Genomic DNA, 23840 nt, shown 5'->3' with positions numbered 1-23840 from the left:
TTCCTCTTGTCAGCCTCATCTTTCCTCGGAGTCCCCGCATGGATAGTCACCTGAAAGAAATCCGTATCGCCAGTGCCGAAGCCTATGACGGCAGCTTCCTCAAAGTGCAGCGCGATACGGTGCAACTACCCGACGGCAAACCGACTACGCGTGAATATATCAAGCATCCCGGAGCGGTAGTGATCCTGCCCTTGTTTGAGGACGGCACGGTCTTGCTTGAGCGGCAATACCGCTACCCGCTGGACCGCGTGTTCATTGAATATCCGGCGGGAAAAATCGACCTCGGCGAAGACCACCTGAGTTGCGCCAAGCGTGAATTGCTGGAAGAAACCGGCTATACCGCGACTGAGTGGCAGCACGTCTGCACGATTCACAATGCGATTGCTTATTCCGACGAGCATCTGGAATTGTTCCTGGCGCGCGGCCTGGTCGCCGGCGAGCGCAAGCTCGATGACGGTGAATTCCTGGACGTGTTCAAGGCGCCGCTTGCGGATATGCTGAACTGGGTGAGGGAGGGCAAGGTGACCGACGTCAAAACCGTGATCGGCACCTTTTGGCTTGAAAAAATCGTGGCGGGCAACTGGCAGTTGCCCAAGTAATCTTTAAGGCAGCTACACCATGTAGCTGCCTCTCAGGCAGTCGCTAAGAACACTCGCCTACATATTCGGATAGTTCGGCCCGCCGCCGCCTTCCGGCGTTACCCACACGATATTCTGGGTAGGATCCTTGATGTCGCAGGTTTTGCAATGCACGCAGTTTTGCGCATTAATCTGCAGGCGTTCGGTATTGTCTTCGTTGGTGACGAATTCATAGACACCGGCAGGGCAGTAACGCGCTTCCGGTCCGGCGTAATCGCGTAGATTGACGTTGACCGGCACGTTCGGGTCTTTCAAGGTCAGGTGAATCGGCTGGTCTTCGGCGTGATTGGTGTTGGAGATGAATACCGACGACAGGCGGTCGAAGGTCAGCTTGCCGTCCGGTTTCGGATACTTGATCGGCGCATAATTGGCTGCTGGTTTCAGGCATTCATGATCGGCATGGTTGTGACGCAAGGTCCACGGCGCTTTGCCGCCGAACACCACCTGATCGATACCCACCATCAAAGTGCCGAGATACAAGCCTTTGCTCATCCACGGCTTGAAGTTGCGCGCCTTGTGCAATTCCTGATGCAACCAGGATTGTTCGAAAGCCTGGCTATAGGCGGTCAGTTCGTCAAACTGGCGGTTAGCGCCCAAGGCTTCAAACGCAGCGTTGGCGGCCATCATGCCGCTCTTGATGGCGGCGTGGCTGCCCTTGATGCGGCTGGCGTTGAGGAAGCCTGCATCGCAGCCGATCAAGGCGCCGCCAGGGAAAGTCAGCTTAGGCAGCGATTGCAGGCCGCCGGCGGTAATTGCGCGGGCGCCGTAGGAAATGCGCTTGCCGCCCTGGAAAAACTTGCTGATTTCCGGATGGGTTTTGTAACGCTGGAATTCTTCGTAGGGCGACAGATAGGGGTTCTCGTAAGCCAGGCCAACCACGTAGCCGACTGCGACCTGGTTGTTTTCCAGGTGATACAGGAAGGAGCCGCCATAGGTGTGGGTATCCAGCGGCCAGCCTGCGGTATGCACGACCAGGCCAGGCTGATGCAGCTTGGGATCGATTTCCCACAGTTCCTTGATGCCGATCGCATAGGTTTGCGGATCCTTGCCTTTGTTCAAGTCGAATTTTGCCATCAGCTGCTTGCCCAGATGGCCGCGCGCGCCTTCGGCAAACAGGGTGTATTTGGCGTGCAGCTCCATGCCCAGCTGGAAGGCGTCGGTCGGCTGGCCATGACGGTCCACGCCCATATTACCGGTGGCGACACCCTTGACCGAGCCGTCGTCGTTGTACAAGACTTCGGCAGCCGGGAAGCCAGGGAAAATCTCCACGCCCAGCAGTTCCGCCTGCTGGCCCAGCCAGCGCACCACGTTCGCCAGCGAGATGACGTAATTGCCATGATTCTGGAAGCAGGCCGGCAGCAGCCAGTTAGGTGTCTTATAGGCTTTTTTCTCAGTCAGGAACAGGAAACGGTCTTCGCTGACTTCAGTCGTCAGCGGTGCACCCAGCTCTTTCCAGTCAGGCAGCAACTCAGTCAATGCCTGCGGATCCATGACTGCGCCGGAGAGGATATGGGCGCCGATTTCGCTGCCTTTTTCCAGCACGCAGACTGACACTTCACGGCCTTGTTCGGCAGCCTGCTGTTTCAGCCGGATTGCCGCCGCCAGGCCGGCCGGCCCGCCGCCGACCACCACCACGTCATATTCCATGGCTTCGCGTGGACCGTATTGTTCCAGGAGGTTTTGCTGGTTCTGCCCTTGGGTGGGAGTCATTGTCTCTTACCTATAATTAATTTTACGAACGGATGTGCTAATTGTCGGGGATTTTGCGGCAGAATGCTAGGCTTCGTCGGCGGTTAGTATTATTCCTCGCTTGTCGAGACACTAAACTACAGTATTCAGGAAAGCTAGAGTAATGGAAAACAAAAAACACATCCACACCACACGTATTGCGATGCGCTGGGGCGATATGGATGCGCTCGGCCATGTCAACAACACCGTGTATTTCCGTTATATGGAGCAGGCGCGTATCGAGTGGCTGCAACAGATAGGCTGCGACTTTGACGCGCGCCACGGGCCGGTGCTGGTCAATGCGCAATGCAGTTTCTTGCGGCAATTGAAATACCCCTGCGAGGTTGAAGTCAAATCCTATGTCGGCACTGTCGGCCGCTCCAGTTTCGAGGCGAGCTATGAAATCCGTCGCGCTGACATGCCGGACGTGGTGTTTGCCGAAGGAACGGCGAAGATTGTCTGGGTAGATTTCGACTTGGAAAAATCGATGCCGCTGCCTGACGACCTGCGCCAGTTGCTAACCAATCCCGTTGCAGCGGTCTAAACGCCTTCACTTTGGGCAATGCCCAGCAGGCGATGCACCAGTTCGCTGGAAGTCGACGCCGTGAATTTCTTCATCAGATTGGCCCGGTGCATTTCCACCGTACGCGGGCTGAGGCCGATCTGCTTGCCGATCAGCTTGCTGGTCTTGCCTTCCACCAGCAGTGCTGCGATTTCCCGCTCGCGCGGCGACAGCGTGGCTGAAGCGCGACGCTTTTCACTCAAATCTTCAAAGGTCCAGATACCCGCGGCGTGGGTGTCTTCCGGCACCAGGGCGTGGCCGGTGACATGGCACCAGAACAGCTCGCCGTTGGCGCGCCGCATGATTCTCTCGTCGGAATAGACGCCCTTGGCGTTCATGATCGGCACGATGCGGGCGCCGGTGCGCTCAAACTCATCCTGGGTCGGATACAGTATCTGAAATGACTGGCCGTTTAGCTCGCCAGGTTGATAAGCGAACATCCGTGCCAATGCCAGGTTGCAGACCTGCATGATGCGGCGTTCGGAGACGCACATGCCGATCGGCGCATGGGCAAAGATGGAAGCGTAATCGATAGTGGAGTTAGGCAAGGGCACTGGGGAGATCAGTCAGGTGTTGATTTCGTATTTTTACGGTATTGTTGGAAGCATCGCTTCGTCATATCCTAACAGACTGCACGCAAACCAATAATAGTTAGAGTTTACACAAACAGGAGGCATTGGTATGAACAAAGTTTATCCTGACGCGGCAAGCGCGTTAGCTGGCATAGTCAAAGATGGCCAGACCATCGCCGTCGGCGGTTTCGGACTGTGCGGCATCCCTGAAGCGCTGATCCTGGCGCTGCGCGATTCCGGAGTGCAGAATCTGACCGCGATTTCGAATAACGCGGGGGTTGACGGTTTCGGTCTCGGGCAATTGCTGGCGACCCGCCAGATCAAAAAAATGATCGCTTCTTATGTCGGCGAGAACAAGGAATTCGAACGTCAATACCTGGCAGGCGAACTGGAGCTCGAGTTTACGCCGCAAGGGACGCTGGCGGAAAAGCTGCGTGCCGGCGGCGCCGGCATCCCGGCATTTTTCACTAAAACCGGCGTCGGCACCCTGGTTGCCGAAGGCAAGGAAATTCGCGAATTCGACGGCGCCAGGTATGTGATGGAACGTTCGCTGGTGGCTGACGTTTCCCTGGTCAAGGCCTATAAGGCTGATCGCAGCGGCAACCTGGTATTCAACAAGACTGCCCGCAACTTCAATCCGAACGTCGCCATGGCGGGAAAAATCACCGTAGTGGAAGTCGAGCATCTGGTCGAAGTCGGCGAGATCGATCCCGACCAAGTGCATACGCCGGGCATATTTGTCCATCGCATCGTGGTTAATGCGACGCCGGAAAAGCGGATCGAACAGCGCACCGTGCGTACAACATAAGCGTACGGCATAACAAAACAGACGTAGCACAGGAGAGCAAAATGGCATGGACACGTGACGAAATGGCTGCGCGGGCGGCAAAGGAATTGCAAGATGGGTTTTACGTCAACCTGGGGATCGGCTTGCCGACGCTGGTGGCGAACCATGTACCGAAAGAGATTGAAGTGTGGTTGCAGTCGGAGAACGGTTTGTTGGGCATAGGACCGTTCCCGACCGAGGATGCAGTCGATGCCGATCTGATCAATGCTGGCAAGCAGACCGTGACATCGCTGCCGGGATCGTCCTACTTCAGCTCGGCGGATTCGTTCGCCATGATACGCGGCGGCAAAATCAACATCGCCATACTCGGCGCGATGCAGGTCTCCAAAGACGGCGACCTGGCGAACTGGATGATCCCCGGCAAGATGGTCAAGGGCATGGGCGGTGCGATGGATCTGGTGGCCGGCGTCGGCAGGGTAGTGGTGTTGATGGAGCACGTTGCCAAGGCCAAGGATGGTTCGACTTCGCACAAGATTCTCGATGCCTGCAATTTGCCTCTCACCGGCGTTGGCGTCGTCAACCGCATCATCACCGATCTCGGCGTGCTGGATGTGACGCCGCAAGGTTTGAAGGTGATCGAACTGGCGCCGGGCGTCAGCCAGCAAGATATCATCGAACAAACCGGTGCGCCATTGGATCTGAGCGCATTGCACTAAGGTATTGCGTCAAAACCAGTAGAAAAAAGCGGCGTTTGACACCTGGTGTCAGGCGCCGCTTTTTTTTGTCGCTGGGGTTCGCTTGAAAAGCGATCGCGGCAAGCCGGCGGCCGGGTTTTTAGACTTTTCTGTTTACGGTAACGTGCAAGGGTAGCGGCATATGCGATAAGATGTTGCATATACGCAAAGCAAAACATAAAGATTCAATTGCCGTTTTGCTTGCCGCCATCCATCAAGTCCTTACCAAAATCGGGATCGCAATGACCATCGCTACGCACCAGACTGTCCAGTGTATTTCGCCTGCCGGTTTGCATAAAATGGCTTACCAGGAATGGGGCGATCCGCATAATCCCAATGTGTTGTTATGTCTGCATGGCTTGACCCGGGTTTCGGACGATTTCGACCAGCTGGCGCGCGCGCTATGCGATACCTACCGGGTGATTTGCCCGGACGTGGTCGGCCGCGGCCGTTCCGACTGGCTGCGCGATCCGCAATACTACGTGTTACCGCAGTATCTGAACGATGTCGTCACTTTGCTGGCGCGGCTCAATGCTGAAACCGTCGATCTGGTCGGCACTTCGATGGGCGGCCTGATCGGTATCGGGCTGGCCTCGCTGCCGGAGAATCCGCTGCGCAAGCTGGTTTTGAACGATGTCGGCCCCAGCCTGAACGCGGAAGCGATGGGGCGTATCGGCGCTTATATCGGCGCCGACATGCGGTTTGCCACGTTTGACGAAGCCGCGGCTTATATTCGCGCCATCTCGGCCCCGTTCGGCCCGCACACCGACGCCGAGTGGCATAAACTGGCTACTGATGTATTGCGCCAGAATGCAGACGGCCAATGGATTCGCCACTACGACTTGAAACTGGCCCAGCCTTTTATCTCGACCAGCGAAGAGACCTTCAAACTGTCGGAAATGCTGTTGTGGAAAGCGTATCAGGCGATTACCTGTCCGACCTTGCTGGTGCGCGGCGCCGAATCCGATTTGTTGTCGGCCGAGACGGCCCGGATCATGGCGGAAAGCGGACCAAAAGCCAAGCTGGTTGAGCTGGCCGGTGTCGGCCATGCGCCAACCTTTTTGCATACTGACCAGATAGAAATTGTCAGCGATTTCCTGATCGGCTGATTTGTGATTGCTCAAGTTGTTTTTACGTTGCTGTTTAACTGAAGAGGAGATGAATTATGACTATCCAGCGCCTGCATGTCGGCAAGAGACTTTCGGAGGTCGCTATCCATAACGGCACCGTTTACCTGGCCGGCCAACTGGCAGAGGACACTACCCAGAACATTGAAGGCCAGACCCGCGAATCGCTGGCGCATATCGACCGTCTGCTGGCCGAAGCCGGCAGCGACAAACACAACATTCTGTCTTGCCAGATCTACCTGGCCGACGTCAAGGATTTCGATGGCATGAACGCGGTTTGGGATGGCTGGGTTTCAGCTGGCAATGCGCCGCCGCGGGCGACGGTGGAAGCCAAGCTGGCACGTCCGGAAATCCTGATAGAAATTATCGTGGTCGCAGCACAAAAATAAAGATGTAAGCATGGTTTCGCTCACTGCAACACAACGCGCAACGCAAATTCAGCTATGCACCGCCGGCTTGAGTGCCGAGGATAGCGCGCGGGTGCTCGATGCGCTGGCTTTCGTCGAGCCGTTGTATGCCGATAATTTCATCGCTACCGGCCAGAACACGCTTGATTTCTCGCAAGGTGTGACCAGCATTCTGGCCGTGCTCGATACCGATGTCGAAACCCGGATTGCGGCTCTGTTGTTTGAGCTGCCTTTGCTAGACGCCAGTTATGCCGACACCATCGAACAGCGGTTCGGCAAGGAGATCTCGGACCTGGTCGGCGGCATCCGGCAACTGATGCGCCTGCACGGTTTTACCTTCAATTTGCCGCAGGAAGTCATGCGCGGGAAAAATGCCGCGCAGCAGGCCGCCAGCCAGGTGGAAACCTTGCGCAAGATGTTGCTGGCGATGGCGACCGATATGCGGGTGGTGCTGGTGCGGCTGGCTTCGCGCGTGACGACACTGCGTTATTTTGCCGAGCACAAGATGGAAAACGAGCGCACCAGTCAATATGCGCGCGAGACGCTCGAATTGTACGCGCCGCTAGCCAACCGGCTCGGGATCTGGCAGCTCAAATGGGAGCTGGAGGATCTGTCGTTCCGCTTCATCGATCCGGTCACTTATAAACGCATTGCCAAAATGCTGGAAGAGCGGCGCATCGAACGCGAAGGTTTTGTCGATGCGGCTATCACACGTTTGCGCAGCGAGCTGGCGGCAGCTGACATCAAGGCCGAAGTCTCGGGCCGGCCCAAGCACATCTATAGCATCTGGAACAAGATGCAAGGCAAGGAACTCGATTTTTCCGAGCTGTATGACGTCCGCGCGTTCCGGGTGATTGTTGACGACGTCAAGACTTGTTATACGGTGCTCGGCATCGTCCACAACATCTGGGTGCCGATACCGAAAGAATTCGACGACTATATTTCGCGTCCCAAGCCCAACGGTTACCAGTCCTTGCACACGGTGGTATTGGCCGACGACGATCGGGCGCTGGAGGTGCAGATCCGTACCAACGAAATGCACCATTTCGCCGAATACGGGGTGGCTGCACACTGGCGCTACAAGGAAGCCGGCGGCTCCAATTTTGCGGCACAAAAATACGACGAAAAAATCGCCTGGCTGCGACAGTTGCTGGCCTGGAAAAGCGAAGTGGTGGATGCGGTTGTCGAGCATGAGGACAGCCGCCGCGAATGGTTGGAAAAACTCAAGCAAGCCACGCTCAACGATCACATCTATGTGTTGACGCCGCAAGCGCGCGTGATCGAGTTGCCTAGCGGCGCCACGCCTATCGATTTCGCCTACTACCTGCATACCGACGTCGGCCATCGCTGTCGTGGAGCGCGGGTGGATGGCAGCATGGTGCCGCTGAATACGCCGTTGAAGAACGGCCAGACGGTGGAAATCATCACCGCCAAAAACGCACCCGGCGGCGCCGGCCCGTCGCGCGACTGGCTGACGCCGGGTTACGCCGCCAGCGCCCGCACCCGCTCCAAGGTGCGCGCCTGGTTCAATGCGATCGAACAGCAAGAGACGCTGGCGACCGGCCGCAGTTTGCTGGACAAGACCTTGCAACGCGAAGGCAAGACCGCGGTCAACCTGGAAGAGCTGGCGCGCAAGCTCGAGTTTGCCAAGCTGGAAGATCTGTTGCTGGCGCTAGGCAAGGACGAATTCAGCCTGCGCCACGTCGAACAAGCCTTGCACGACGATCATGGCGTCAAACAGGCCGAGCACGGCAGCGAATTTGAAGAAGCGGCGATTACCCGCAAGAGCCGCGCCTCAAGCGTAGCGCATGGCGGCAGGTCAGGGGTGCTGGTGGTGGGTACCGATGGCTTGATGACGCAACTGGCCAAGTGTTGCAAACCGGCGCCGCCGGATCCGGTAGTCGGCTTCATCACGCGTGGCAAAGGTGTTTCCATCCATCGAGAAAACTGCAAGAATTTCGCCGAGATGCGTATCAAGGCGCCAGAACGCGTGATCCAGACCACCTGGGGCGCGCCGGAAGCGGAAACCGTCTATCCGGTGGATATCTTCGTGCTGGCCAGCGACCGCCAGGGCTTGCTGCGGGATATTTCGGAAGTGTTTTTGCGCGAAAAAATCAATGTCATCGGCGTCAGTACCCAAAGCGCCAAAGCGCATGCACGCATGGCGTTCACTGCGGAAATCGCGTCCACCGCCCAGTTGCAAAAAGCGCTGACCGTGATTCGCGAAGTAAAGGGAGTGCTGGAGGCCAAGCGCCAGTAGGCCGGCATGCAGGGTGAGCAGGGTGAGCAGGGGCTGGACGATGATGTGCTACATCGTCTCAGCACCTGCTTTATTTATCAGGAATTTCATGCCATAATGGCGGCCTCTCCGGGAGGTTAGCTCAGGGGTAGAGCGATCGCCTCACACGCGATAGGTCACAAGTTCGAAACTTGTACTTCCCACCAAAATTCCTGTTTTAAATCAATAGTTTAAGCAGATCTCGAAATTCTCAGGAATTGTTCTGGGATATTTTCCTTATTCTGCGCCTCGATTTTGATCGTTCCTGGTTCTTCATCTTTAGCGTGACTCCACGCTGCGCAATCACGGTAAAACATATCCAGACCAAACAATCGAGATGAGTCAGTGTCGCATCGGCACCTCAATTTTTTGTTGTTTTGAAACGGTTTGCGTGAAAAATTGCTGCGATAAACAACGAAGCCCATCGCAATAATGGGCTTCGTTGTTAGCTGCCGAGCGGATTCGTTTGCTGTGCACAGACTGCGGGTGTGAACACTCTTGTTGCAGGGCGCGCTCACCCATCATTGCTGTCATGCCGCGGCCTCGTTCGACCACCACGAAGCAGTTCGATTGCTGCACCAGCAATTTGAGTACCGGTACGGTCGAGCCGAGTTTGTACTGGCCGGTGAGGATGCCATACCAGGGCGCAGCGGTATCTTCGATGATCGCGATGGTGCCGAGCGAACGGTCGCAGTGCTCAAGCGAAGCATTGGCGTTTTCGGCATTGGCGCCGCCGGCCGAGCCGGTTGCTACAGTTTTTGCTCCCGCGTTGCCCACGTCCATGCTGGAACAGGCGGTCAACAGAACGGCGCCGCTCAGGCAGAGCGGCAAGATACGCAGCAAATGATTGTTATCTATTTTTTTGGGGAATAAAAAATTAGAATTTTGCAACATTTGTCCGTATTCACCGTGCTGCGTTCCTGTCCCGATTCAGAAACTGTCCAGCCGCCTGCGTTCCAGGTCAGTCCTTGCTGTCACCATTAATCCGCCATGGCGGCACCGGCCCGAACTGCCGGCTCACATACTCGATGAATTGCTTAACCCGTGCAGACATGCCCTTGCGCTGCGGAACCAAGGCGATGACGTCAGCCGGCGCTATGTTCCATTGAGGCAGGAGTGTGACCAATTTGCCGCGCCGGAGGTTTTCAGCGACGTCCCATTCGGAGCGGATCATGATGCCTTTTCCGTACAGGGCCCATTGATGAATCACTTCACCGTCGTTGGAACTTAAAATGGGTTCCACGCGGACGCTGTGATGGAGCGCTCCTTTTGAAAATTTCCAGAGGCTGACGTCCTCATCGTTCTCTCGCAATACCAGGCACTGATGTGCGGCCAGCGATTGCGGATCTGCCGGCGCCCCCATGCGTCGGATATAGGAGGGGGCTGCACACAGGATTCTTGCATTTGCGCCGATCTTGTAGCGCACCAGGCTGGAGTCGGCCAAGGCGCCGATGTGAAATGTGACATCGGCCTTATGCGCCTCGCTGACGGTGATGCTGTCGAGCAGGGTCAGCGAAATCTTGATGCCAGGATGGTCGGTCTGGAATTGCGCCACCAGCGGCGTCAGGTAACGACGGCCAAAGCCAAACGGGGCGTTTATCCGCAGATGTCCGGCTACAACTCCTTGTCGCGCCTTCAGTTTTTCAAACAAAAGATCATTACTGTCGCAAATCGCCGCGCCTTCTTCCGCCAACAACTCGCCTTCGTCGGTCAGGCGCATATTGCGCGTTGAGCGATCGATCAGCCGCACCCCCAGCCTTGCTTCGATCTGTTGCAGGCGTTGCGTCACGGCCGAAGCGGTGACGTTGATTTCGCGCGCGGCTGCGGCTAGGCTGCCGGCCTTTACTACAACCATAAAAAAACGAATGTCGTCGAGCGCTATCATCATTAAGTAAAACTTAAGTTAGACATGTGTTTCATTTAACCACAGTCATGGCAATACGATCGATAATTCACCGACATCAACTGCATCGAGGCTGAAATGGCGCAAAAGTATCAGGCAGTCTTGTTCGATCTGCTCACCGCACTGCTGGATTCCTGGTCGGTCTGGAACCGTACCGCCGGCTCGGAACCAGCCGGGCGTGTCTGGCGTGCAGAATATCTGCGGCTGACCTATGGCTGCGGCGCCTATCAGCCCTACGAGGAACTGGTGGCGCAAGCAGCGCAGAACGTCGGGCTGGCGCCGCAACTGGCGCAACAGCTGGAACGGAATTGGCATAGCCTCGCGCCGTGGCCGGATGTGGCAGCGACCCTGACGCGCTTGAAGCAAAGTTATCGGCTTGGCGTGGTGACCAACTGTTCAGCCAGCCTCGGTCGGTTGGCGGCCGCTCGTGTGGGCGTGGAATTCGACGTGATCGTGACTTCGGAGCAAGCCGGTTTTTACAAGCCGGATCCGCGGCCGTATCAACTGGCATTGGAGCAACTGGGCTTGCCGGCGCAACGCGTGCTGTTTGTGGCCGGCTCTGCTTACGATATGTTTGGCACTGCGCAAGTCGGTCTGGACACCTTTTGGCATAACCGTATCGGCCTTGTTGCGCCCACCGGTGCGCCGCCGCCGTTGGGCGAGTCGAGGAAGATTACAGATCTGCTTGAGTTTGCCAACGCCAGACAAATTTAGGAAATCATATGGACGATTCTTCAAAAAATCCGGCGCGCCATTTAAGCGATCTTGAAACGCCGGCGCTGATCCTCGATCAGTATCGCATGGAGCAGAATATCGCCCGCATGCGCGCCAGCCTGGCCCGCTTCGACGTGGTTTTCAGGCCGCATGTCAAGACCAGCAAATCGATCCAGGTCACCCGCTCCACGCTCGGGCAAGCCAGCGGGCCGATTACCGTATCGACGCTCAAGGAGGCGGAGTATTTTTCTGCCAGCGGCTTCACGGATATTTTGTACGCGGTTGGCATTGTTCCCGGCAAGTTCGATCATGTGATCAGGTTGCGGCAACAAGGGGTAAAGCTGACGCTCATTCTGGATAGCCTGGAGATGGCCCAGGCATTGTGCGACAAGGCCAGGCAAGAAAACATGCGCTTCGACGTGATGATCGAAATCGATTCCGACGGTCATCGTTCCGGCGTCGTTCCAGATTCTCTGGCGCTGCTCGACATCGGGCGTTGCCTGGTCACCGGCGGGCAGCATCTGGCTGGCGTCATCACGCATGCCGGCAATTCCTATAACTGCCGCTCGATACCGGCCATCAGGCAGATGGCGCAACAGGAACGCGATGCAGCGGTTGGCTGTGCGGATCGCTTGAGGGCGGCTGGAATTGCCTGTCCCACGGTCAGTATCGGCTCGACGCCAACCGCCATGTTTGCCGATAATCTGGATGGCGTCAGCGAAGTGCGGGCAGGTGTGTTTGTGTTTGGCGACCTGGTCATGGCCGGTCTCGGCGTCTGCCGCCAGCAAGACATTGCGCTATCCGTGCTCACCACGGTTATCGGCCACCAAAAGGAAAAAGGTTGGATCATCACCGATGCCGGCTGGATGGCAATGTCGCGCGACCGCGGAACCAGCAAACAGGCGCTGGACCAGGGTTATGGCCTGGTCTGCGATCTGGCCGGCGAACTGCTACCGGATATATTGATGGTCGACGCCAATCAGGAACACGGCGTGATCGCGCATCGCTCCGGCGATCCTGCGCAAACGCCGGCGCTGCCCATTGGCACCATGCTGCGCATCCTGCCGAACCATGCCTGCGCAACCGGCGCACAGCATTCCCGTTACCATGTCGTCAGCCGGGATGCGCCGGATATCCTGGATGTCTGGGAGCGATTTCGCGGCTGGTAGTAATTGCTCTGATTCCGTCATGCACACTTACCAGGAAAAATTATTATGAAAATCATACATACCCCAGCCGTGCCGGCGCCGCGCGGCCACTATTCCCAGGCGATTGAACAGAACGGTTTTGTCTTTTTGTCAGGCATGCTGCCGGCCTCAGACACGATAGACCCGGCCAGGCATGACTTCCGGCAGCAGTGCGAAGCAGTGTTCCGCCAATGCCAGGAAGTCTTGCAAGCCGCCGGCTGCGGTTTTGGCGACGTGGTGCAAGCTACGGCGTATCTGGTCGGGGTCGAAAACTGGGGCTTGTTCAACGAAATCTATGCCAGTTACCTGGGCGCGCACAAACCGGCGCGCGCCGTCGTGCCGGTGCCCGCCCTGCATCACGGCTACGGCGTCGAGTTGCAGCTGATTGCTTGCGTTCCCAGCCGGGATTAGTCATGCTAAATTTGCGTTCCGCAATACATGCTTCCTTACCACGACAAAATCATGTGGACTCATGCAGAGCTTGACTGACGGCCAGAGCGAGCAGCTTGGTGACCGTGTTGATGTTGCGGACGGTAGCGACCCCGGTCGATGGCGGCAGCTTCAGTTTTGATCTGCCCATGCCTTCGGGATAGTGGATATAGATTTCTTTCTTTCCCGGCTCGACTTCTTCTTTGCCGGGGATGCGCAGCAGTTCAAGCCAGTCCTTAGGCAGGTTAGCGCTGCAAAAAACCACCGCGACTTTCGATGGTTCCGCATCGGGGAAGGGGTTGGCTTTCAAGATGGCGCGCAACTCGGCGGCGGTGCGCAGCAAGACATCGACCGGCTTGCCCATCTTTTTACCTAGCGCTTGCGCTAGCTCCTGGGTGACCAGGTCTTTGCCCAGCGGGCTGTCGAAGATCACGTTGCCGCTTTGGATGTAGGTGCGGACATGGTTGAAGCCTAGCTCGGTGCACAAGATGGCAAGTTCCTTCATCGGCAGCATGCCGGTTCCGCCGACATTGATTGCACGCAAAAGCGCCACGAAAACCGTCATTGCGATACTCCGTTCTGAGCTAAAAACGATAGGTTGATGCAGGGATTTTAATAGAGAGTTGCTTTAACCCGTTCTGGCAATTCGCGATCGTAGGTGTCGGCGTCAAAGCCGCCGCCACTGTTAAGACGCTTCAACATGGCGCCGGGGCTCGGGAAACTGCTACGTTCAATTTGCTGCGCAGGATCCCACAGTTTCGAGCGCACCAGCGCTCTTGAACAATGGAAGTAAGTCGCCTCCACCTTGACGATGATGACCGTGCGCGGCAGTTTGCCATTCGTCGCGAATTGTTCGAGCAAAGCCGGTTCCGCTGAAATTTCGGCGCGGCCGTTGACGCGCAAGGTTTCGCCGATGCCTGGCACGACGAACAGCAGGGCAATGCGCGGATCTGCAATGATGTTGCGCAGAGTGTCGATACGATTGTTGCCCGGACGATCGGGAATCGCCAGCGTGCGTTCATCCAGAATCTTGACGAATCCCGGGGCATCGCCCTTGGGTGAGCAATCCATGCCTCCCGGGCCGCCGGAAGCGAACACCACAAAGGGCGAGGCTTTGACGAAGGCCTGGTAGTCCTGATTCAGGAAATCTATTTCTTTCCACAATGATCGCTCATGCGGTTGGCCGTAAATTTCCTCCAGCTGCTCGACGTTGGTAAGCATATCGGTCCCAGGGCAATTGTCTGGTCGTGATTTTACCGGGAAAGCGTTACGCCCGCAGGGTTCCTCAAGGCTGTGATTCTGCACGCAGAGAGCTTAGAATAGCATCGCCGAGGCGCTCGCTTGCGCGCTAATCCATGCACATACGTCTTGCACCTCAGTGCGCCTGGCTTCCGGATACACGAGGTAGAAAGCATAGTTGTTGAGTATCGGACCGAACGGCTGCTCAAGTACGCCGCTTTGCAATTCCGGCTCGATCAGGGAGGTACTCAACAGGGCGACGCCTTGTCCGGCGATCGCTGCCGAGATGGCGTGGCTTTCGTCCGAGAAGACCATGCCGCCGTGGCTATCCAGAGCGGCGAAGTCAGCGCGCTGCGCCCACGCGCGCCAGGTCGAGGCCTTGCGCAGCGTGGTTTGCCATTCGCAATGAATCAAGGTGTGTTTGAGCAGGTCCTTGGGTTTGCGTACTTTTAGCAGAGGGCTGCAAACCGGGGCGATACGGTCGTCAAATAATTTTTCCGCCACTAATCCCGGCCATGATCCAAGGCCGTAGCGAATCGCGATATCCGCGGTATGGCCATCGAGCAACGCTACTTCCACCGCAGTGTGAATCCGCAGATCCTGCTTGGGATAGGCGCTGCGGAAAGCGCCCAGCCTGGGTAGCAACCAGCGTGCGGCAAACGCCGGCGTGGTGGAAATGGTCAGCAGAGGGGCCGTGTCGCGCAGCTGAATTCGCTTGATGACTGCCGCGAACAAGTCGAAGCCGTCGCGCAATGCCACATACAGCTCCGAACCGGCAGCGGTCAGGCGCAATTGCCGTGGCAGGCGCTGGAACACGGCCACGCCGAGACTCTCTTCGAGGCGCCTGATCTGATGGCTCACCGCAGTCGGCGTAACTGCGAGTTCCGCTGCGGCTGACTTGATGCTCAGATGGCGAGCTGCTGCCTCGAACGCTCTCAGGGCGGCGAGAGGCAGCTTGCGGCGTGCTGTTTTGCTATCCATATGGATGAATTCTATTTTCCAGAAATGCGCAGAATTTGTCGCTTGTCTCGGTATTGTCGGGCATTTACAGTTTATCGGGAAAGCTGGTACATGAAATTAATTCACAGAGGATAACTGAAATGACTACCTTGCTACACCTGGATGCAAGCGCCCGCGCCGGACGTTCCGATCTGCAACCGCATGGTTCCCACACGCGCCGGCTGTCGCACCGGTTTGTCCAGCAATGGCTGCAGCAGCGGCCCGGCGATCAAGTCAGTGTGCGCGATGTCGGCCTTAATCCACCGTCGCCGGTGAGCGGCGCATGGATACACGCAGCCTTTACCGCGCCCTCGTCGCGCCAAGACTGGATGCACAAGGTGTTGGCGGAAAGCGATGCGCTGGTCGACGAAATATTGGCGGCCGATATTCTGGTGCTGGGGGTGCCCATGTATAACTTCAACGTGCCGGCACAATTCAAATCCTGGATCGACAACATAGTGCGAGTAGGGCGCACCTTCGGCTTTGACCGCAATCGTCAGGGCGAGCCGTATTGGCCCATGCTAAAGGACGCCAACAAGCGTGCGGTAGTGCTTTCATCCAGAGGAGATTACGGTTACGGGGCAGGGCAGAGAAGCGCCGCCATGAATCATGTAGAGCCGAGCACTCGCAGCGCGCTCGCTTACATCGGCGTCAGCGAGCTGCATAGCATTGCGATCGAATACGATGAATTCGGCGACGACCGTCTCGCCGCGTCAATCGCTGCGGCCGAGACCGAGGTCGATACTTTGATAAGCCGGATGATCAGGGATACGCGCTAGCGATGCGCGTTAGTGCGAGCGGCCGTCGAAGTGGGTGACGCTGATTTATGCTTTGAATTTGTTTTTGAGGGCGTCAAGTTTTGTGCTTGAGGCTGCTTGCCCGCGGCTGTCGCCGGCATCGGTGTCGATCTCAGCGTCTATATCAGTGTCCATATCGTGCTCGTCGGCGAATTCCTCGGCCAGGTTGTTCCAGCCCTTGCTTGCGGCGAATACATTGAATTCTTCCGGTGCTTCCAGCACGATCAGTTTGTCATCTTGCAAACCAAGATCGCCGTGGCCGAAATCCGGGCCGACATAGCCGATCCGGCGCAACTGGCTCAGGATCTGGGCGATCAGCACCTGATCTTGGTACAGCCGCTCCTTGCCGATCGCTGCGGCGAAATCGACATAGACGTCGATGATCCCGTAGCCTTCGTCGAAGATGCGGATTGCTTTTATGTTATGGCTGCGGCCTGCGGCGTCGGTGACGCTGAATGGCCCACTGAGTTGGATGTCGGTTTCGCTGTTCATCCCGGCAGGATACACCAAAGGCGACCAAAGGCGATGAACCTAACCCCGGCGCTGCCGTCAGAACAGTGACATCGACAGCGATTCAACGGTAGACTGAGCAAAATCAAATCGTTGAGAGGCGCTCCAGCGTCCGCAGAGAGGTTCATGGACCCCGCCTGAAGGAGACAAGATGCGTGATATCTCGTGCAACAGAGCAAGCGATCATTTGTCCTGCGATCCCGCAGTGATCGAAAAATCGCACCAAAGATCGACAGCATTTGGCCTGGGGAAAAACGACAAGCCGGACATTCTGCCGCTTGATCGCAGCTCTTTGTCCATGTTGCTGGAACAGAACCGGACCCTGCATCTGCATGCCTTGCCGGTCATGGAAACCCTGTACGAGCAGATCGTCAATACCCATAACATGGTGATTTTGACCGATGCCCATGGCGTGATCGTGCATGCGCTGGGGGATGACGATTTCCTGATCAAGGCCAATCGCGTGGCGCTGAATCCGGGGGTTACCTGGTCGGAGCAAAGCAAGGGCACCAATGCGATCGGGACCGCGATTGCAGAGCGAGCGCCGACCACCGTGCATGCCGACGCCCATTATCTTTCCGCCAATCATTTCCTGACTTGTTCGGCGGCGCCGATTTTCGATTACCAGGGCAATATCCTGGGTGTGCTGGATGTTAGCGGCGATCGCGGCAGCTATCACAAACACACCATGGCTCTGGTGCGGATGTCGGCGCAGATGATTGAAAACCAACTGTTTACCGCAGCCTTTGAAAATGCCGTCACTCTGCATTTTCACAGCCGGCCAGAATTTATCGGCACCTTGGTGGAGGGCATTGCCTGCTTCACGCCCGGCGGCCGTTTCCTGTCGGCTAACCGCAGCGCCTTGTTTCAATTGGGGCTGCCGCAGACGGCATTGCAATCGCATACCTTCAGCTCCTTGTTTGGCTTGCCGCTGTCGACCTTGTTCGACCATTATCGGGCTGCCGCGCCGGGCTTGCTCAATCTTTGCCTGCATAGCGGAGTAAAGGTATATGCCCGCGCTGAACTGCGGCTGTCGAACAGCGTTTTTCAGCACTACAGCGAATTGCCTGCGATGGCTGAGACGGTCGCGACGGCAACCGCGACGGCCGCAACAATCGCAACAACAAGGCCGAAGACGGCGCCGCGCCGCTTGTCCAGCCTGCGTTATCTGAATACCGGCGATCCGCACATGGCCGCCCTGATCGGCAAGCTCGACAAGGTGATAGGGCGCGACATCCCGATTTTGATTACCGGCGAAACCGGCACCGGTAAAGAATTGCTGGCGCAAGCGGTGCACAACGATTCGCCTCGCAAAAACAATGCTTTCGTCGCAGTCAACTGCGCCTCGATTCCGGAAACCTTGATCGAGTCGGAGCTGTTCGGTTATGAGGAGGGCGCATTTACCGGCGCCAGGAAAAAAGGTGGGCAGGGCAAGCTGTTGCAAGCCAACGGCGGCACCTTGTTTCTGGATGAGATCGGCGACATGCCGCTTAGCCTGCAAGCTCGCTTGCTGCGGGTGTTGCAGGAAAGAGTGGTGACACCGCTGGGCAGCACCAAGTCGATCCCGGTCAACCTCGCCGTGATTTGCGCCACCAACCGCAATCTGCGTGAATTGATTGCCGCCAACTTGTTTCGTGAAGACCTCTACTATCGCTTGAATGGCCTGGTAGTCAAACTGCCGGCCTTGCGCGAACGCAGCGATCTTGATGTCATCGTCGAAAGATTGTTGGCGGAAACAGAAAATGAGGGGGGCTGTTGTAGCGTCGCGCCCGACATCATGGCCCTGTTCCGGCGGCACAGCTGGCCTGGAAATTTCCGCCAGTTGAGCAATTTGCTGAGGACTGCGGTGGTCATGGCCGGGGATGATCGCATCATCAAGCTGGAACATTTGCCCGATGATTTCCTGGAGGATGTACAGGCCGAACAGCCGCTGCCGGCGAGCGTGATCGTTTCGCCAGCGGCAGTAGCAGCAGCGGCGAATGACGGTGTCGGCAGTCTGGAGGATCTGGCGCTGGCGGCAGTCAAAAAAGCTTTTGAGGCCAGCGGCGGCAATGTTTCCGCTACCGCCAAGGCATTAGGGGTTTCGCGCAATACCGTGTATCGCAAGCTGCGTCTGCGTTAAAAGGTGACGGTGGCCACTACGGTATCGGTAAAAGTAGCGGCAGTCGCGCTCTGTCCGGATGGGAGGCGTGCGTAAATCGTGAGTGGGGTGGCAGAGCCCGAGGCACTTGCAGCTCCAGGCGAGGTTCCGGCCGTGTTGCCCCAGGTAGTGCTACGGCCGGAATCCGAGAACAGCGAATAATTGAGATATGTCGGCGAGCCGCCGCCGCTGGACAGGCGTCGCAGCGGTACCGCATCGGTGGAGCCGGTATTGGCGTTGGCGCCTTGTCCCAGCGTGATCACGGGCGAGGCGCCAGGGGTGCAGGTGGTGGTGACGCTGGCGGTGACATCTTGGTTGGCGGTGGCATTGGTCACGATCGGATCATAGGTCGTGGTAAAGCCAACGGTGGCAATGCTGCAATTGTTGGCGACGGTGACGGTGTTGGTCATGGTGGCCGTGGCTGTCGCCGCGAAAGCACTGACGGCGCTGCTTGCCGATATGACAAATAAGATAGGCAAGATGAAAGCTAGAATCGATTTTTTCATGACTGATCTCCCGATTGCCACTGCTTGTTTGCTTTGCAGGACCACGTTTGATTACGATTGCTAGGCGTATCTATAGCATATAAATTTCCTTATGGAAATATTGGTTTGAATATTTATTTGACGCCCATTGTTACTTTTGGCTGCGGACAAGCTGCGCGGCAAAGCCGGGCAGCTTGTCATGAAGGCACTATAAAGTTGGCAAAACCAAGCTTGATTGCTGGCTCGGATTGAATTCAAAGCGCACGCCAAACCGTTCACCCGGATTCACTGGGGAGGCATACAGGCTGTCGGCGGTATCCAGCACCACGCCAATATGATGGCCGGCCGGCACGTCATACGCCGTGGCCGAGAATTCAATCGGGAAATCGACGGTCTGGCCTGGTGTGGCCCAATGCAGGGTAGTGGCGCCGTGGGTAATCAAAACTCCGGTGCCGATCGCATCGACGTCATACAGATAGGCGACCACCTGGGCGCGGGCTTGTGAAGGCGTGATGCGCAAATTCAGTTTTGGAATGCCCCTGATTTTTTGGGTGGCGGCGAGCGCCGGCGCTTCATAGCGCACGCCGGCGGCCAGGCTGACTGTCAGCAGTGAATTGATTATCGGCAGGTTGACCGTTTCGCCCAGGGTGGAGAGGATAGGAATCAGGCCGCTGCTGGCGGTAGTGTCGAACAGATTCTGGATCAGGTCGGAATCGGTGCTCTGGTTCGGCGTGGTGGAGATAGTCCCTTTGTCGCCTTTGCCGCAGAAGCAACTGAGATCGAAGCGGATCGCACCGCGTGGCGCCAGGTAATAAGTCTTGTTGCTCAGCTCAGGCGCCGGCCATGTGGAAAACGACTCGCGACGATCACTGAACTTGATTTGCATAGATACCTTGGGTTCGGTGTCGATGCCGTTCTTTTCTCCCTTCAACCAGCGATTAAACCAGCGATGCGCCTGATCGTAAGGATAGTTGGGTGCGCCCAGCAGAGCGCCAGTCAATTCTGCGGAGGCATGAATGCCGGCGTTGAGCAGCATCTTCTTCGGCCCGGTGAACGCAGCGAACATCGCCAGCGACGAATTCGGCGTGAACATGTCGTCCTGGAAGTTCTTGCTGATGAATACAGGTGCGTTGCGCTGGTTGATAGCTGCCACATAGCTGGATGGCGAACGCGGTTTGGCCCAGGCCGTGATTTCGGCAATTCTGGCGGCGCTGGTATTGGGATCGAGCAGCGCCAGTATGTTTTGATTTACCTCTGGCGCAGGCCTGCCGGTGACGCTGCCGGCCAGGCCCAGCACGGTGGCCCAGGTCAGGTTGGGCGAGCCGGCTGTGTACAGCTGGTCCGCCAGGGTGGCCCAGCCGGACAGCGCGACCGCAGTCTTGAAGCGCGGATCTTGTCCGAGTGCGATCAGCGACAGGCCGGCGCCGTAGGAAATGCCGCTGGCGGCGACGTTGTTGATGTCGATCGGGGCGTTGGCTTGCAGCCAGTCGAGTACCGATGAGACATCGCGCGCGTCTGCCGGCGCGGCGACGTCGACCTGCCCTTCGGAAAGGTAGAAGCCGCGTGCGGTATAGCTCACCACCACATAACCGTCTTGCGCCAGCTTCTGCTGCTGGCCGACATATTCGACGCGGCCGGGAGCGGCCCAACTGGCGATCATGACGATGGCGGGGAATTTCTGATCGCTGCTAGTGCGCTTCGGCAGGAACAGATTTGCCGCCAGTTTGGTACCGTCGAAACTACTGATGGTCATGGCGGGGATCCAGCAGGTGCCGTCGATTGGCGAGATAATTCCTGGCGACTGCATGGGGCTGGTATAGCTTGCTGCTTCCGCGGCGCTGGCGCTGCGGCACAGTTCGGCATTGGCGGTGGCGGAGGCCAGGCTCAAGCCTAGCGTCAGGGCAATTCCGGATAGGGAAAGCTGAGACAAGATGCGCATGCGACGTTCTCCTGTATTTGTGATTGATTGTTCGTTTCGTGTCAAAGTGGGTTGGGAAGCGGCAAGTTTTACCAAACAAGAAGATAAGTGAACGATCGTTCGTTTTTAACCGTTTTATTAACCCACGCATCGCATCGCAGCATCAATAAAAAGATTAGAAGATAGCGACTAATTATCAATATGCACTGTTGGTAGTGAGAATAAATCGGAGGGCAGCCATGTTAAAGCGGATCGATGCAGGCGTTTTGAATGTCAGCTACGAAGAGAGTGGCGATGCGGCCGGTCGCGTGGTTTTGCTGCTGCATGGTTTTCCCTACGATATCCACGCTTACGACGAGGTGAGCGTATTGCTGGCTGCCGCCGGCTGCCGCGTCATCACTCCCTATTTGCGCGGCTACGGGCCGACCCGATTTCTATCGGCCGCTACGCCGCGTTCCGGCCAGCAGGCTGCGCTCGCTCACGATCTGCTGGCCTTGATGGATGCGCTGGCGATCCCGAGTGCAGTGTTGGCGGGTTACGACTGGGGCGGCCGCGCTGCCTGCATTGTTGCTGCGCTATGGCCGGCACGGGCGAGCGGCCTGGTGTCTGCAGGTGGTTATAACATCCAGGATATTGCGGCATCGGTAAAGCCGCAGACTCCAGAAAATGAATTGCGCTACTGGTATCAATATTATTTCCACGGTGAGCGTGGGCGGGCAGGGCTGCAGCAAAACCGCTACGAGTTTTGCAAATTGCTTTGGCGTTTATGGTCGCCCAACTGGCGCTTTGATGAAGAGACTTATCAGCGCAGCGCGGTTGCCTTCGATAATCCCGATTTCGTTGAAGTTGTGATCCATTCCTACCGCCATCGTTTTGCCCTGGCGCCAGGCGATCCGATGTTTGAGAGTACCGAGTTATTGTTGGCCGCACAGCCGCTGATCAGCGTACCGACCGTGGTACTGGACGGCGGCGGCGATGGCGTCAGTTTGAGTGGCGGCTCGGAACGGCACGATAGATTTTTTAGTGGGCCGTATGAACGCCGCGTGATCCCGCTTGTGGGGCACAATCTGCCGCAGGAAGCCGCGCAGGATTTTGCTGCCGCCATCCTGGCGGTAGCTTGAGCATGCCGGCATGCTGCGTACTATCGGTGTACGGCGTCTATTTTTCCTAACAGCCACTGCAAGCCCGCCAGATGCTGCTGGTCGTGGCTGCACAGATAGTGCACCAGGCCGCGCAGCGTCAAGGGGCCATAACCTTCAAACTCGGCGCGGCGCTTGAATTGCTCTTGATCCAGGTTTGACAGCAATTCAATCGTCTTGGCTCGCGCTGCGCGAAACGCCGTAAATACTTCGGCTGGATTGGCAGCAGCGTAATTGCGCTCGCTGGCAAGGATATCGCTGTCGATCGAAGCCAGCAGCGGATTGCATTCATCCAGAGTGCGCTGGAAGCGGAGATGGTAACCGTCGATCTCGATATCGCGCACGTGGCAGATTTGTTCGATGGCGCTGAACGGTTCGCTCGGCACGCCTTCCCAGGACGCCGGTTTCCAGTGTGTGAACTCGGTGGGAAAGGCAGCGTAGTGCGCTTCCAGTTGTTGCGGAAAAGCGGCGAGGGTATTGAGTGTAATAGGGTTCATGCTTGGCGCACCTGGAGGCGTGGAATTTCGGATGGGCAAGGAATTGGGCCGAGCCGGCAACGGGGCGGCCATTCGGGGTGGCTATTATATGGCGGCGCAAAAAAATGCGCCGCGGCACGGCTGGTTTCCAGCGTGCGGCAACGCAAGTTACATAGGCTATCGCGGTTACGGCGTTTTTCTTTTATCTCCAAGGAAAGTCGACAGCAAGTCCATCGGCAGCGGAAACACCACCGTGGTGTTCTTGTCGGCGCCGATCACCGTCAGCGTTTCCAGGTAGCGCAGCAGGATTGCTTGCGGTTCTTGCGCCAGGACGGCGGCGGCCTGATAGAGTTTTTCCGATGCTTGCAGCTCGCCCTCGGCATGAATCACCTTGGCGCGCCGTTCGCGTTCTGCCTCGGCCTGGCGAGCGATGGCGCGGATCATCGATTCAGTCAGGTCGACCTGTTTGATTTCGACGTTGGAAACCTTGATGCCCCAGGAATCTGTTTGTGCATCGAGCGCCAGTTGAATCGCCAGGTTCAGCTTTTCGCGTTCGGCCAGCATGTCGTCCAGTTGATGCTTACCCAGCACCGAGCGCAGCATGGTTTGCGACAACTGACTGGTCGCATTGAAAAAATTGGCGACTTCGACGATGGCTTTTTTGGGGTCGGTGACGCGGAAATAAACCACTGCGTTAACCCGCACCGAGACGTTATCACGCGAGATGACATCCTGCGTCGGCACTTCCAGCACAACGGTACGCAGATCCACTCTGACCAGCTGCTGTATGGCCGGAATCAGTAGCACCAGCCCCGGTCCCTTGACGCCGGAAAAGCGTCCCAGGGTGAAGATCACGCAACGCTCATATTCTCGAAAAATGTAAATTGCCGCATTCAGCAGGATGATCAATACGAAAATGCTTGCGACCAGTCCGAACCAGGCGAAATTCCAGGGCATTTTGTGCCTCCTTCCTTGTCGAGGATGAGCTTGCATCCCTAGCCTCATAGCCGGATCGGCTGGATAGGGGATGCAAGGTCATATCAGCAGTATAGGTCAGCTCACGCGACTTAA

At 57.1% G+C, this 23840-nt stretch carries 25 protein-coding genes and 1 tRNA gene; 14 read left to right on the top strand and 12 right to left on the bottom strand.

Annotated features, from left to right (window positions below; all coding sequences use genetic code 11):
- The first annotated feature begins 38 nt into the window (after window positions 1-38).
- Entirely contained in the window at window positions 39-599 is a 561-nt protein-coding gene (locus VNZ60_RS08820) for an NUDIX hydrolase (RefSeq protein WP_325658186.1), read from the top strand.
- A gap of 57 nt (window positions 600-656) precedes the next feature.
- Here the strand turns inward: VNZ60_RS08820 and VNZ60_RS08815 are convergent, their stop codons facing one another.
- Complete coding sequence (locus VNZ60_RS08815; protein ID WP_325658184.1) at window positions 657-2348, bottom strand: electron transfer flavoprotein-ubiquinone oxidoreductase; 1692 nt, start codon at window positions 2346-2348, stop codon at window positions 657-659.
- A gap of 142 nt (window positions 2349-2490) precedes the next feature.
- On the opposite strand from VNZ60_RS08815, the gene VNZ60_RS08810 reads away from it, so the two are divergent.
- Window positions 2491-2910: an acyl-CoA thioesterase gene (locus VNZ60_RS08810; RefSeq protein WP_325658182.1), complete on the top strand. Its 420-nt coding sequence runs from the start codon at window positions 2491-2493 to the stop codon at window positions 2908-2910.
- On the opposite strand, the gene VNZ60_RS08805 is transcribed toward VNZ60_RS08810, so the two are convergent.
- Complete coding sequence (locus tag VNZ60_RS08805; RefSeq protein ID WP_414648800.1) at window positions 2907-3482, bottom strand: LuxR C-terminal-related transcriptional regulator; 576 nt, start codon at window positions 3480-3482, stop codon at window positions 2907-2909. The two genes, VNZ60_RS08810 and VNZ60_RS08805, sit on opposite strands and share 4 nt — an antisense overlap.
- Before the next feature lie 127 nt (window positions 3483-3609).
- Between VNZ60_RS08805 and VNZ60_RS08800 the strand changes: the two genes are divergently transcribed.
- From VNZ60_RS08800 to VNZ60_RS08775, 6 genes are all read left to right on the top strand, one after another.
- Entirely contained in the window at window positions 3610-4308 is a 699-nt protein-coding gene (locus tag VNZ60_RS08800) for a CoA transferase subunit A (protein WP_325658178.1), read from the top strand.
- A gap of 41 nt (window positions 4309-4349) precedes the next feature.
- On the top strand, window positions 4350-5003 hold the full coding sequence (locus VNZ60_RS08795) for a 3-oxoacid CoA-transferase subunit B (RefSeq protein ID WP_325658177.1): 654 nt from the start codon (window positions 4350-4352) through the stop codon (window positions 5001-5003).
- Window positions 5004-5263: 260 nt separating this feature from the next.
- Window positions 5264-6130: an alpha/beta fold hydrolase gene (locus tag VNZ60_RS08790; protein WP_325658175.1), complete on the top strand. Its 867-nt coding sequence runs from the start codon at window positions 5264-5266 to the stop codon at window positions 6128-6130.
- A 56-nt stretch (window positions 6131-6186) separates the two neighbouring features.
- Complete coding sequence (locus VNZ60_RS08785; RefSeq protein ID WP_325658173.1) at window positions 6187-6537, top strand: RidA family protein; 351 nt, start codon at window positions 6187-6189, stop codon at window positions 6535-6537.
- A 10-nt stretch (window positions 6538-6547) separates the two neighbouring features.
- Complete coding sequence (locus tag VNZ60_RS08780; protein WP_325658171.1) at window positions 6548-8815, top strand: RelA/SpoT family protein; 2268 nt, start codon at window positions 6548-6550, stop codon at window positions 8813-8815.
- A gap of 110 nt (window positions 8816-8925) precedes the next feature.
- Window positions 8926-9000 (top strand) — tRNA-Val (locus tag VNZ60_RS08775).
- 175 nt (window positions 9001-9175) lie between these two features.
- Here the strand turns inward: VNZ60_RS08775 and VNZ60_RS08770 are convergent.
- The gene (locus VNZ60_RS08770) at window positions 9176-9634 is read right to left on the bottom strand and encodes a hypothetical protein (RefSeq protein ID WP_325658169.1); all 459 of its coding nucleotides are present in this window, start codon (window positions 9632-9634) and stop codon (window positions 9176-9178) included.
- A gap of 160 nt (window positions 9635-9794) precedes the next feature.
- Window positions 9795-10718 carry a LysR family transcriptional regulator gene (locus tag VNZ60_RS08765; protein WP_325658353.1) on the bottom strand — a complete coding sequence of 308 codons (924 nt, stop codon included), beginning with the start codon at window positions 10716-10718 and terminating at the stop codon, window positions 9795-9797.
- A gap of 96 nt (window positions 10719-10814) precedes the next feature.
- Between VNZ60_RS08765 and VNZ60_RS08760 the strand changes: the two genes are divergently transcribed.
- Genes VNZ60_RS08760 through VNZ60_RS08750 form a run of 3 tightly spaced genes read left to right on the top strand, consistent with a single transcriptional unit; the run spans window position 10815 to window position 13048 of the window.
- Window positions 10815-11450, top strand: coding sequence for an HAD-IA family hydrolase (locus tag VNZ60_RS08760; RefSeq protein WP_325658167.1), 636 nt, complete (start codon window positions 10815-10817; stop codon window positions 11448-11450).
- Between the two features lie 8 nt (window positions 11451-11458).
- Window positions 11459-12619: a DSD1 family PLP-dependent enzyme gene (locus VNZ60_RS08755; RefSeq protein ID WP_325658165.1), complete on the top strand. Its 1161-nt coding sequence runs from the start codon at window positions 11459-11461 to the stop codon at window positions 12617-12619.
- Window positions 12620-12664: 45 nt separating this feature from the next.
- Window positions 12665-13048, top strand: a complete 384-nt coding sequence (locus tag VNZ60_RS08750) for a RidA family protein (RefSeq protein ID WP_325658163.1) — start codon at window positions 12665-12667, stop codon at window positions 13046-13048.
- Window positions 13049-13097: 49 nt separating this feature from the next.
- On the opposite strand, the gene VNZ60_RS08745 is transcribed toward VNZ60_RS08750, so the two are convergent.
- The 3 genes from VNZ60_RS08745 to VNZ60_RS08735 form a co-directional block, all read right to left on the bottom strand.
- Window positions 13098-13631, bottom strand: a complete 534-nt coding sequence (locus VNZ60_RS08745) for a DUF1697 domain-containing protein (protein WP_325658162.1) — start codon at window positions 13629-13631, stop codon at window positions 13098-13100.
- 47 nt (window positions 13632-13678) lie between these two features.
- On the bottom strand, window positions 13679-14287 hold the full coding sequence (locus VNZ60_RS08740; RefSeq protein ID WP_325658160.1) for a pyridoxamine 5'-phosphate oxidase family protein: 609 nt from the start codon (window positions 14285-14287) through the stop codon (window positions 13679-13681).
- A 93-nt stretch (window positions 14288-14380) separates the two neighbouring features.
- Window positions 14381-15286: a LysR substrate-binding domain-containing protein gene (locus tag VNZ60_RS08735; RefSeq protein WP_325658158.1), complete on the bottom strand. Its 906-nt coding sequence runs from the start codon at window positions 15284-15286 to the stop codon at window positions 14381-14383.
- Between the two features lie 119 nt (window positions 15287-15405).
- Between VNZ60_RS08735 and VNZ60_RS08730 the strand changes: the two genes are divergently transcribed.
- Window positions 15406-16083, top strand: coding sequence for an FMN-dependent NADH-azoreductase (locus VNZ60_RS08730; protein ID WP_325658156.1), 678 nt, complete (start codon window positions 15406-15408; stop codon window positions 16081-16083).
- Between the two features lie 45 nt (window positions 16084-16128).
- Here VNZ60_RS08730 and VNZ60_RS08725 read toward each other — a convergent pair whose 3' ends face one another.
- Window positions 16129-16593, bottom strand: coding sequence for a hypothetical protein (locus VNZ60_RS08725; RefSeq protein ID WP_325658154.1), 465 nt, complete (start codon window positions 16591-16593; stop codon window positions 16129-16131).
- 169 nt (window positions 16594-16762) lie between these two features.
- On the opposite strand from VNZ60_RS08725, the gene VNZ60_RS08720 reads away from it, so the two are divergent.
- On the top strand, window positions 16763-18733 hold the full coding sequence (locus tag VNZ60_RS08720; RefSeq protein WP_325658152.1) for a sigma-54-dependent Fis family transcriptional regulator: 1971 nt from the start codon (window positions 16763-16765) through the stop codon (window positions 18731-18733).
- Here VNZ60_RS08720 and VNZ60_RS08715 read toward each other — a convergent pair.
- Together VNZ60_RS08715 and VNZ60_RS08710 are read right to left on the bottom strand one after the other, a co-directional pair.
- A complete protein-coding gene (locus tag VNZ60_RS08715; protein ID WP_325658150.1) occupies window positions 18730-19257 on the bottom strand; it encodes a Csu type fimbrial protein in 528 nt (175 codons plus the stop codon). The genes VNZ60_RS08720 and VNZ60_RS08715 overlap by 4 nt on opposite strands.
- A 187-nt stretch (window positions 19258-19444) precedes the next feature.
- Window positions 19445-21175, bottom strand: coding sequence for a CocE/NonD family hydrolase (locus tag VNZ60_RS08710; RefSeq protein ID WP_325658148.1), 1731 nt, complete (start codon window positions 21173-21175; stop codon window positions 19445-19447).
- A 218-nt stretch (window positions 21176-21393) separates the two neighbouring features.
- Between VNZ60_RS08710 and VNZ60_RS08705 the strand changes: the two genes are divergently transcribed.
- Entirely contained in the window at window positions 21394-22275 is an 882-nt protein-coding gene (locus tag VNZ60_RS08705) for an alpha/beta fold hydrolase (RefSeq protein ID WP_325658146.1), read from the top strand.
- Window positions 22276-22295: 20 nt separating this feature from the next.
- On the opposite strand, the gene VNZ60_RS08700 is transcribed toward VNZ60_RS08705, so the two are convergent.
- Window positions 22296-22790, bottom strand: coding sequence for a DinB family protein (locus tag VNZ60_RS08700; protein WP_325658144.1), 495 nt, complete (start codon window positions 22788-22790; stop codon window positions 22296-22298).
- A 165-nt stretch (window positions 22791-22955) separates the two neighbouring features.
- Window positions 22956-23726, bottom strand: a complete 771-nt coding sequence (locus VNZ60_RS08695) for a slipin family protein (protein ID WP_325658142.1) — start codon at window positions 23724-23726, stop codon at window positions 22956-22958.
- Window positions 23727-23840 lie beyond the last annotated feature (114 nt).

This window comes from Collimonas sp., assembly GCF_035566375.1.
Taxonomy (GTDB): Bacteria; Pseudomonadota; Gammaproteobacteria; order Burkholderiales; family Burkholderiaceae_D; genus Collimonas.
The sequence above is the reverse complement of the archived record's forward strand: the minus strand, read 5'-3'. Positions and strand labels throughout refer to the sequence as shown.

Bases quoted from the DNA above. Each gene is read 5' to 3' on its own strand.
- VNZ60_RS08720 (WP_325658152.1), top strand. From the start codon at position 16,763: ATGCGTGATATCTCGTGCAACAGAGCAAGCGATCATTTGTCCTGCGAT.
- VNZ60_RS08810 (WP_325658182.1), top strand. From the start codon at position 2,491: ATGGAAAACAAAAAACACATCCACACCACACGTATTGCGATGCGCTGG.
- VNZ60_RS08750 (WP_325658163.1), top strand. From the start codon at position 12,665: ATGAAAATCATACATACCCCAGCCGTGCCGGCGCCGCGCGGCCACTAT.
- VNZ60_RS08815 (WP_325658184.1), bottom strand. From the start codon at position 2,348: ATGACTCCCACCCAAGGGCAGAACCAGCAAAACCTCCTGGAACAATAC.
- VNZ60_RS08725 (WP_325658154.1), bottom strand. From the start codon at position 16,593: ATGAACAGCGAAACCGACATCCAACTCAGTGGGCCATTCAGCGTCACC.
- VNZ60_RS08795 (WP_325658177.1), top strand. From the start codon at position 4,350: ATGGCATGGACACGTGACGAAATGGCTGCGCGGGCGGCAAAGGAATTG.
- VNZ60_RS08760 (WP_325658167.1), top strand. From the start codon at position 10,815: ATGGCGCAAAAGTATCAGGCAGTCTTGTTCGATCTGCTCACCGCACTG.
- VNZ60_RS08700 (WP_325658144.1), bottom strand. From the start codon at position 22,790: ATGAACCCTATTACACTCAATACCCTCGCCGCTTTTCCGCAACAACTG.
- VNZ60_RS08755 (WP_325658165.1), top strand. From the start codon at position 11,459: ATGGACGATTCTTCAAAAAATCCGGCGCGCCATTTAAGCGATCTTGAA.
- VNZ60_RS08740 (WP_325658160.1), bottom strand. From the start codon at position 14,287: ATGCTTACCAACGTCGAGCAGCTGGAGGAAATTTACGGCCAACCGCAT.
- VNZ60_RS08820 (WP_325658186.1), top strand. From the start codon at position 39: ATGGATAGTCACCTGAAAGAAATCCGTATCGCCAGTGCCGAAGCCTAT.
- VNZ60_RS08765 (WP_325658353.1), bottom strand. From the start codon at position 10,718: ATGATAGCGCTCGACGACATTCGTTTTTTTATGGTTGTAGTAAAGGCC.
- VNZ60_RS08745 (WP_325658162.1), bottom strand. From the start codon at position 13,631: ATGACGGTTTTCGTGGCGCTTTTGCGTGCAATCAATGTCGGCGGAACC.
- VNZ60_RS08785 (WP_325658173.1), top strand. From the start codon at position 6,187: ATGACTATCCAGCGCCTGCATGTCGGCAAGAGACTTTCGGAGGTCGCT.
- VNZ60_RS08695 (WP_325658142.1), bottom strand. From the start codon at position 23,726: ATGCCCTGGAATTTCGCCTGGTTCGGACTGGTCGCAAGCATTTTCGTA.
- VNZ60_RS08780 (WP_325658171.1), top strand. From the start codon at position 6,548: ATGGTTTCGCTCACTGCAACACAACGCGCAACGCAAATTCAGCTATGC.
- VNZ60_RS08800 (WP_325658178.1), top strand. From the start codon at position 3,610: ATGAACAAAGTTTATCCTGACGCGGCAAGCGCGTTAGCTGGCATAGTC.
- VNZ60_RS08705 (WP_325658146.1), top strand. From the start codon at position 21,394: ATGTTAAAGCGGATCGATGCAGGCGTTTTGAATGTCAGCTACGAAGAG.
- VNZ60_RS08735 (WP_325658158.1), bottom strand. From the start codon at position 15,286: ATGGATAGCAAAACAGCACGCCGCAAGCTGCCTCTCGCCGCCCTGAGA.
- VNZ60_RS08710 (WP_325658148.1), bottom strand. From the start codon at position 21,175: ATGCGCATCTTGTCTCAGCTTTCCCTATCCGGAATTGCCCTGACGCTA.
- VNZ60_RS08715 (WP_325658150.1), bottom strand. From the start codon at position 19,257: ATGAAAAAATCGATTCTAGCTTTCATCTTGCCTATCTTATTTGTCATA.
- VNZ60_RS08730 (WP_325658156.1), top strand. From the start codon at position 15,406: ATGACTACCTTGCTACACCTGGATGCAAGCGCCCGCGCCGGACGTTCC.
- VNZ60_RS08790 (WP_325658175.1), top strand. From the start codon at position 5,264: ATGACCATCGCTACGCACCAGACTGTCCAGTGTATTTCGCCTGCCGGT.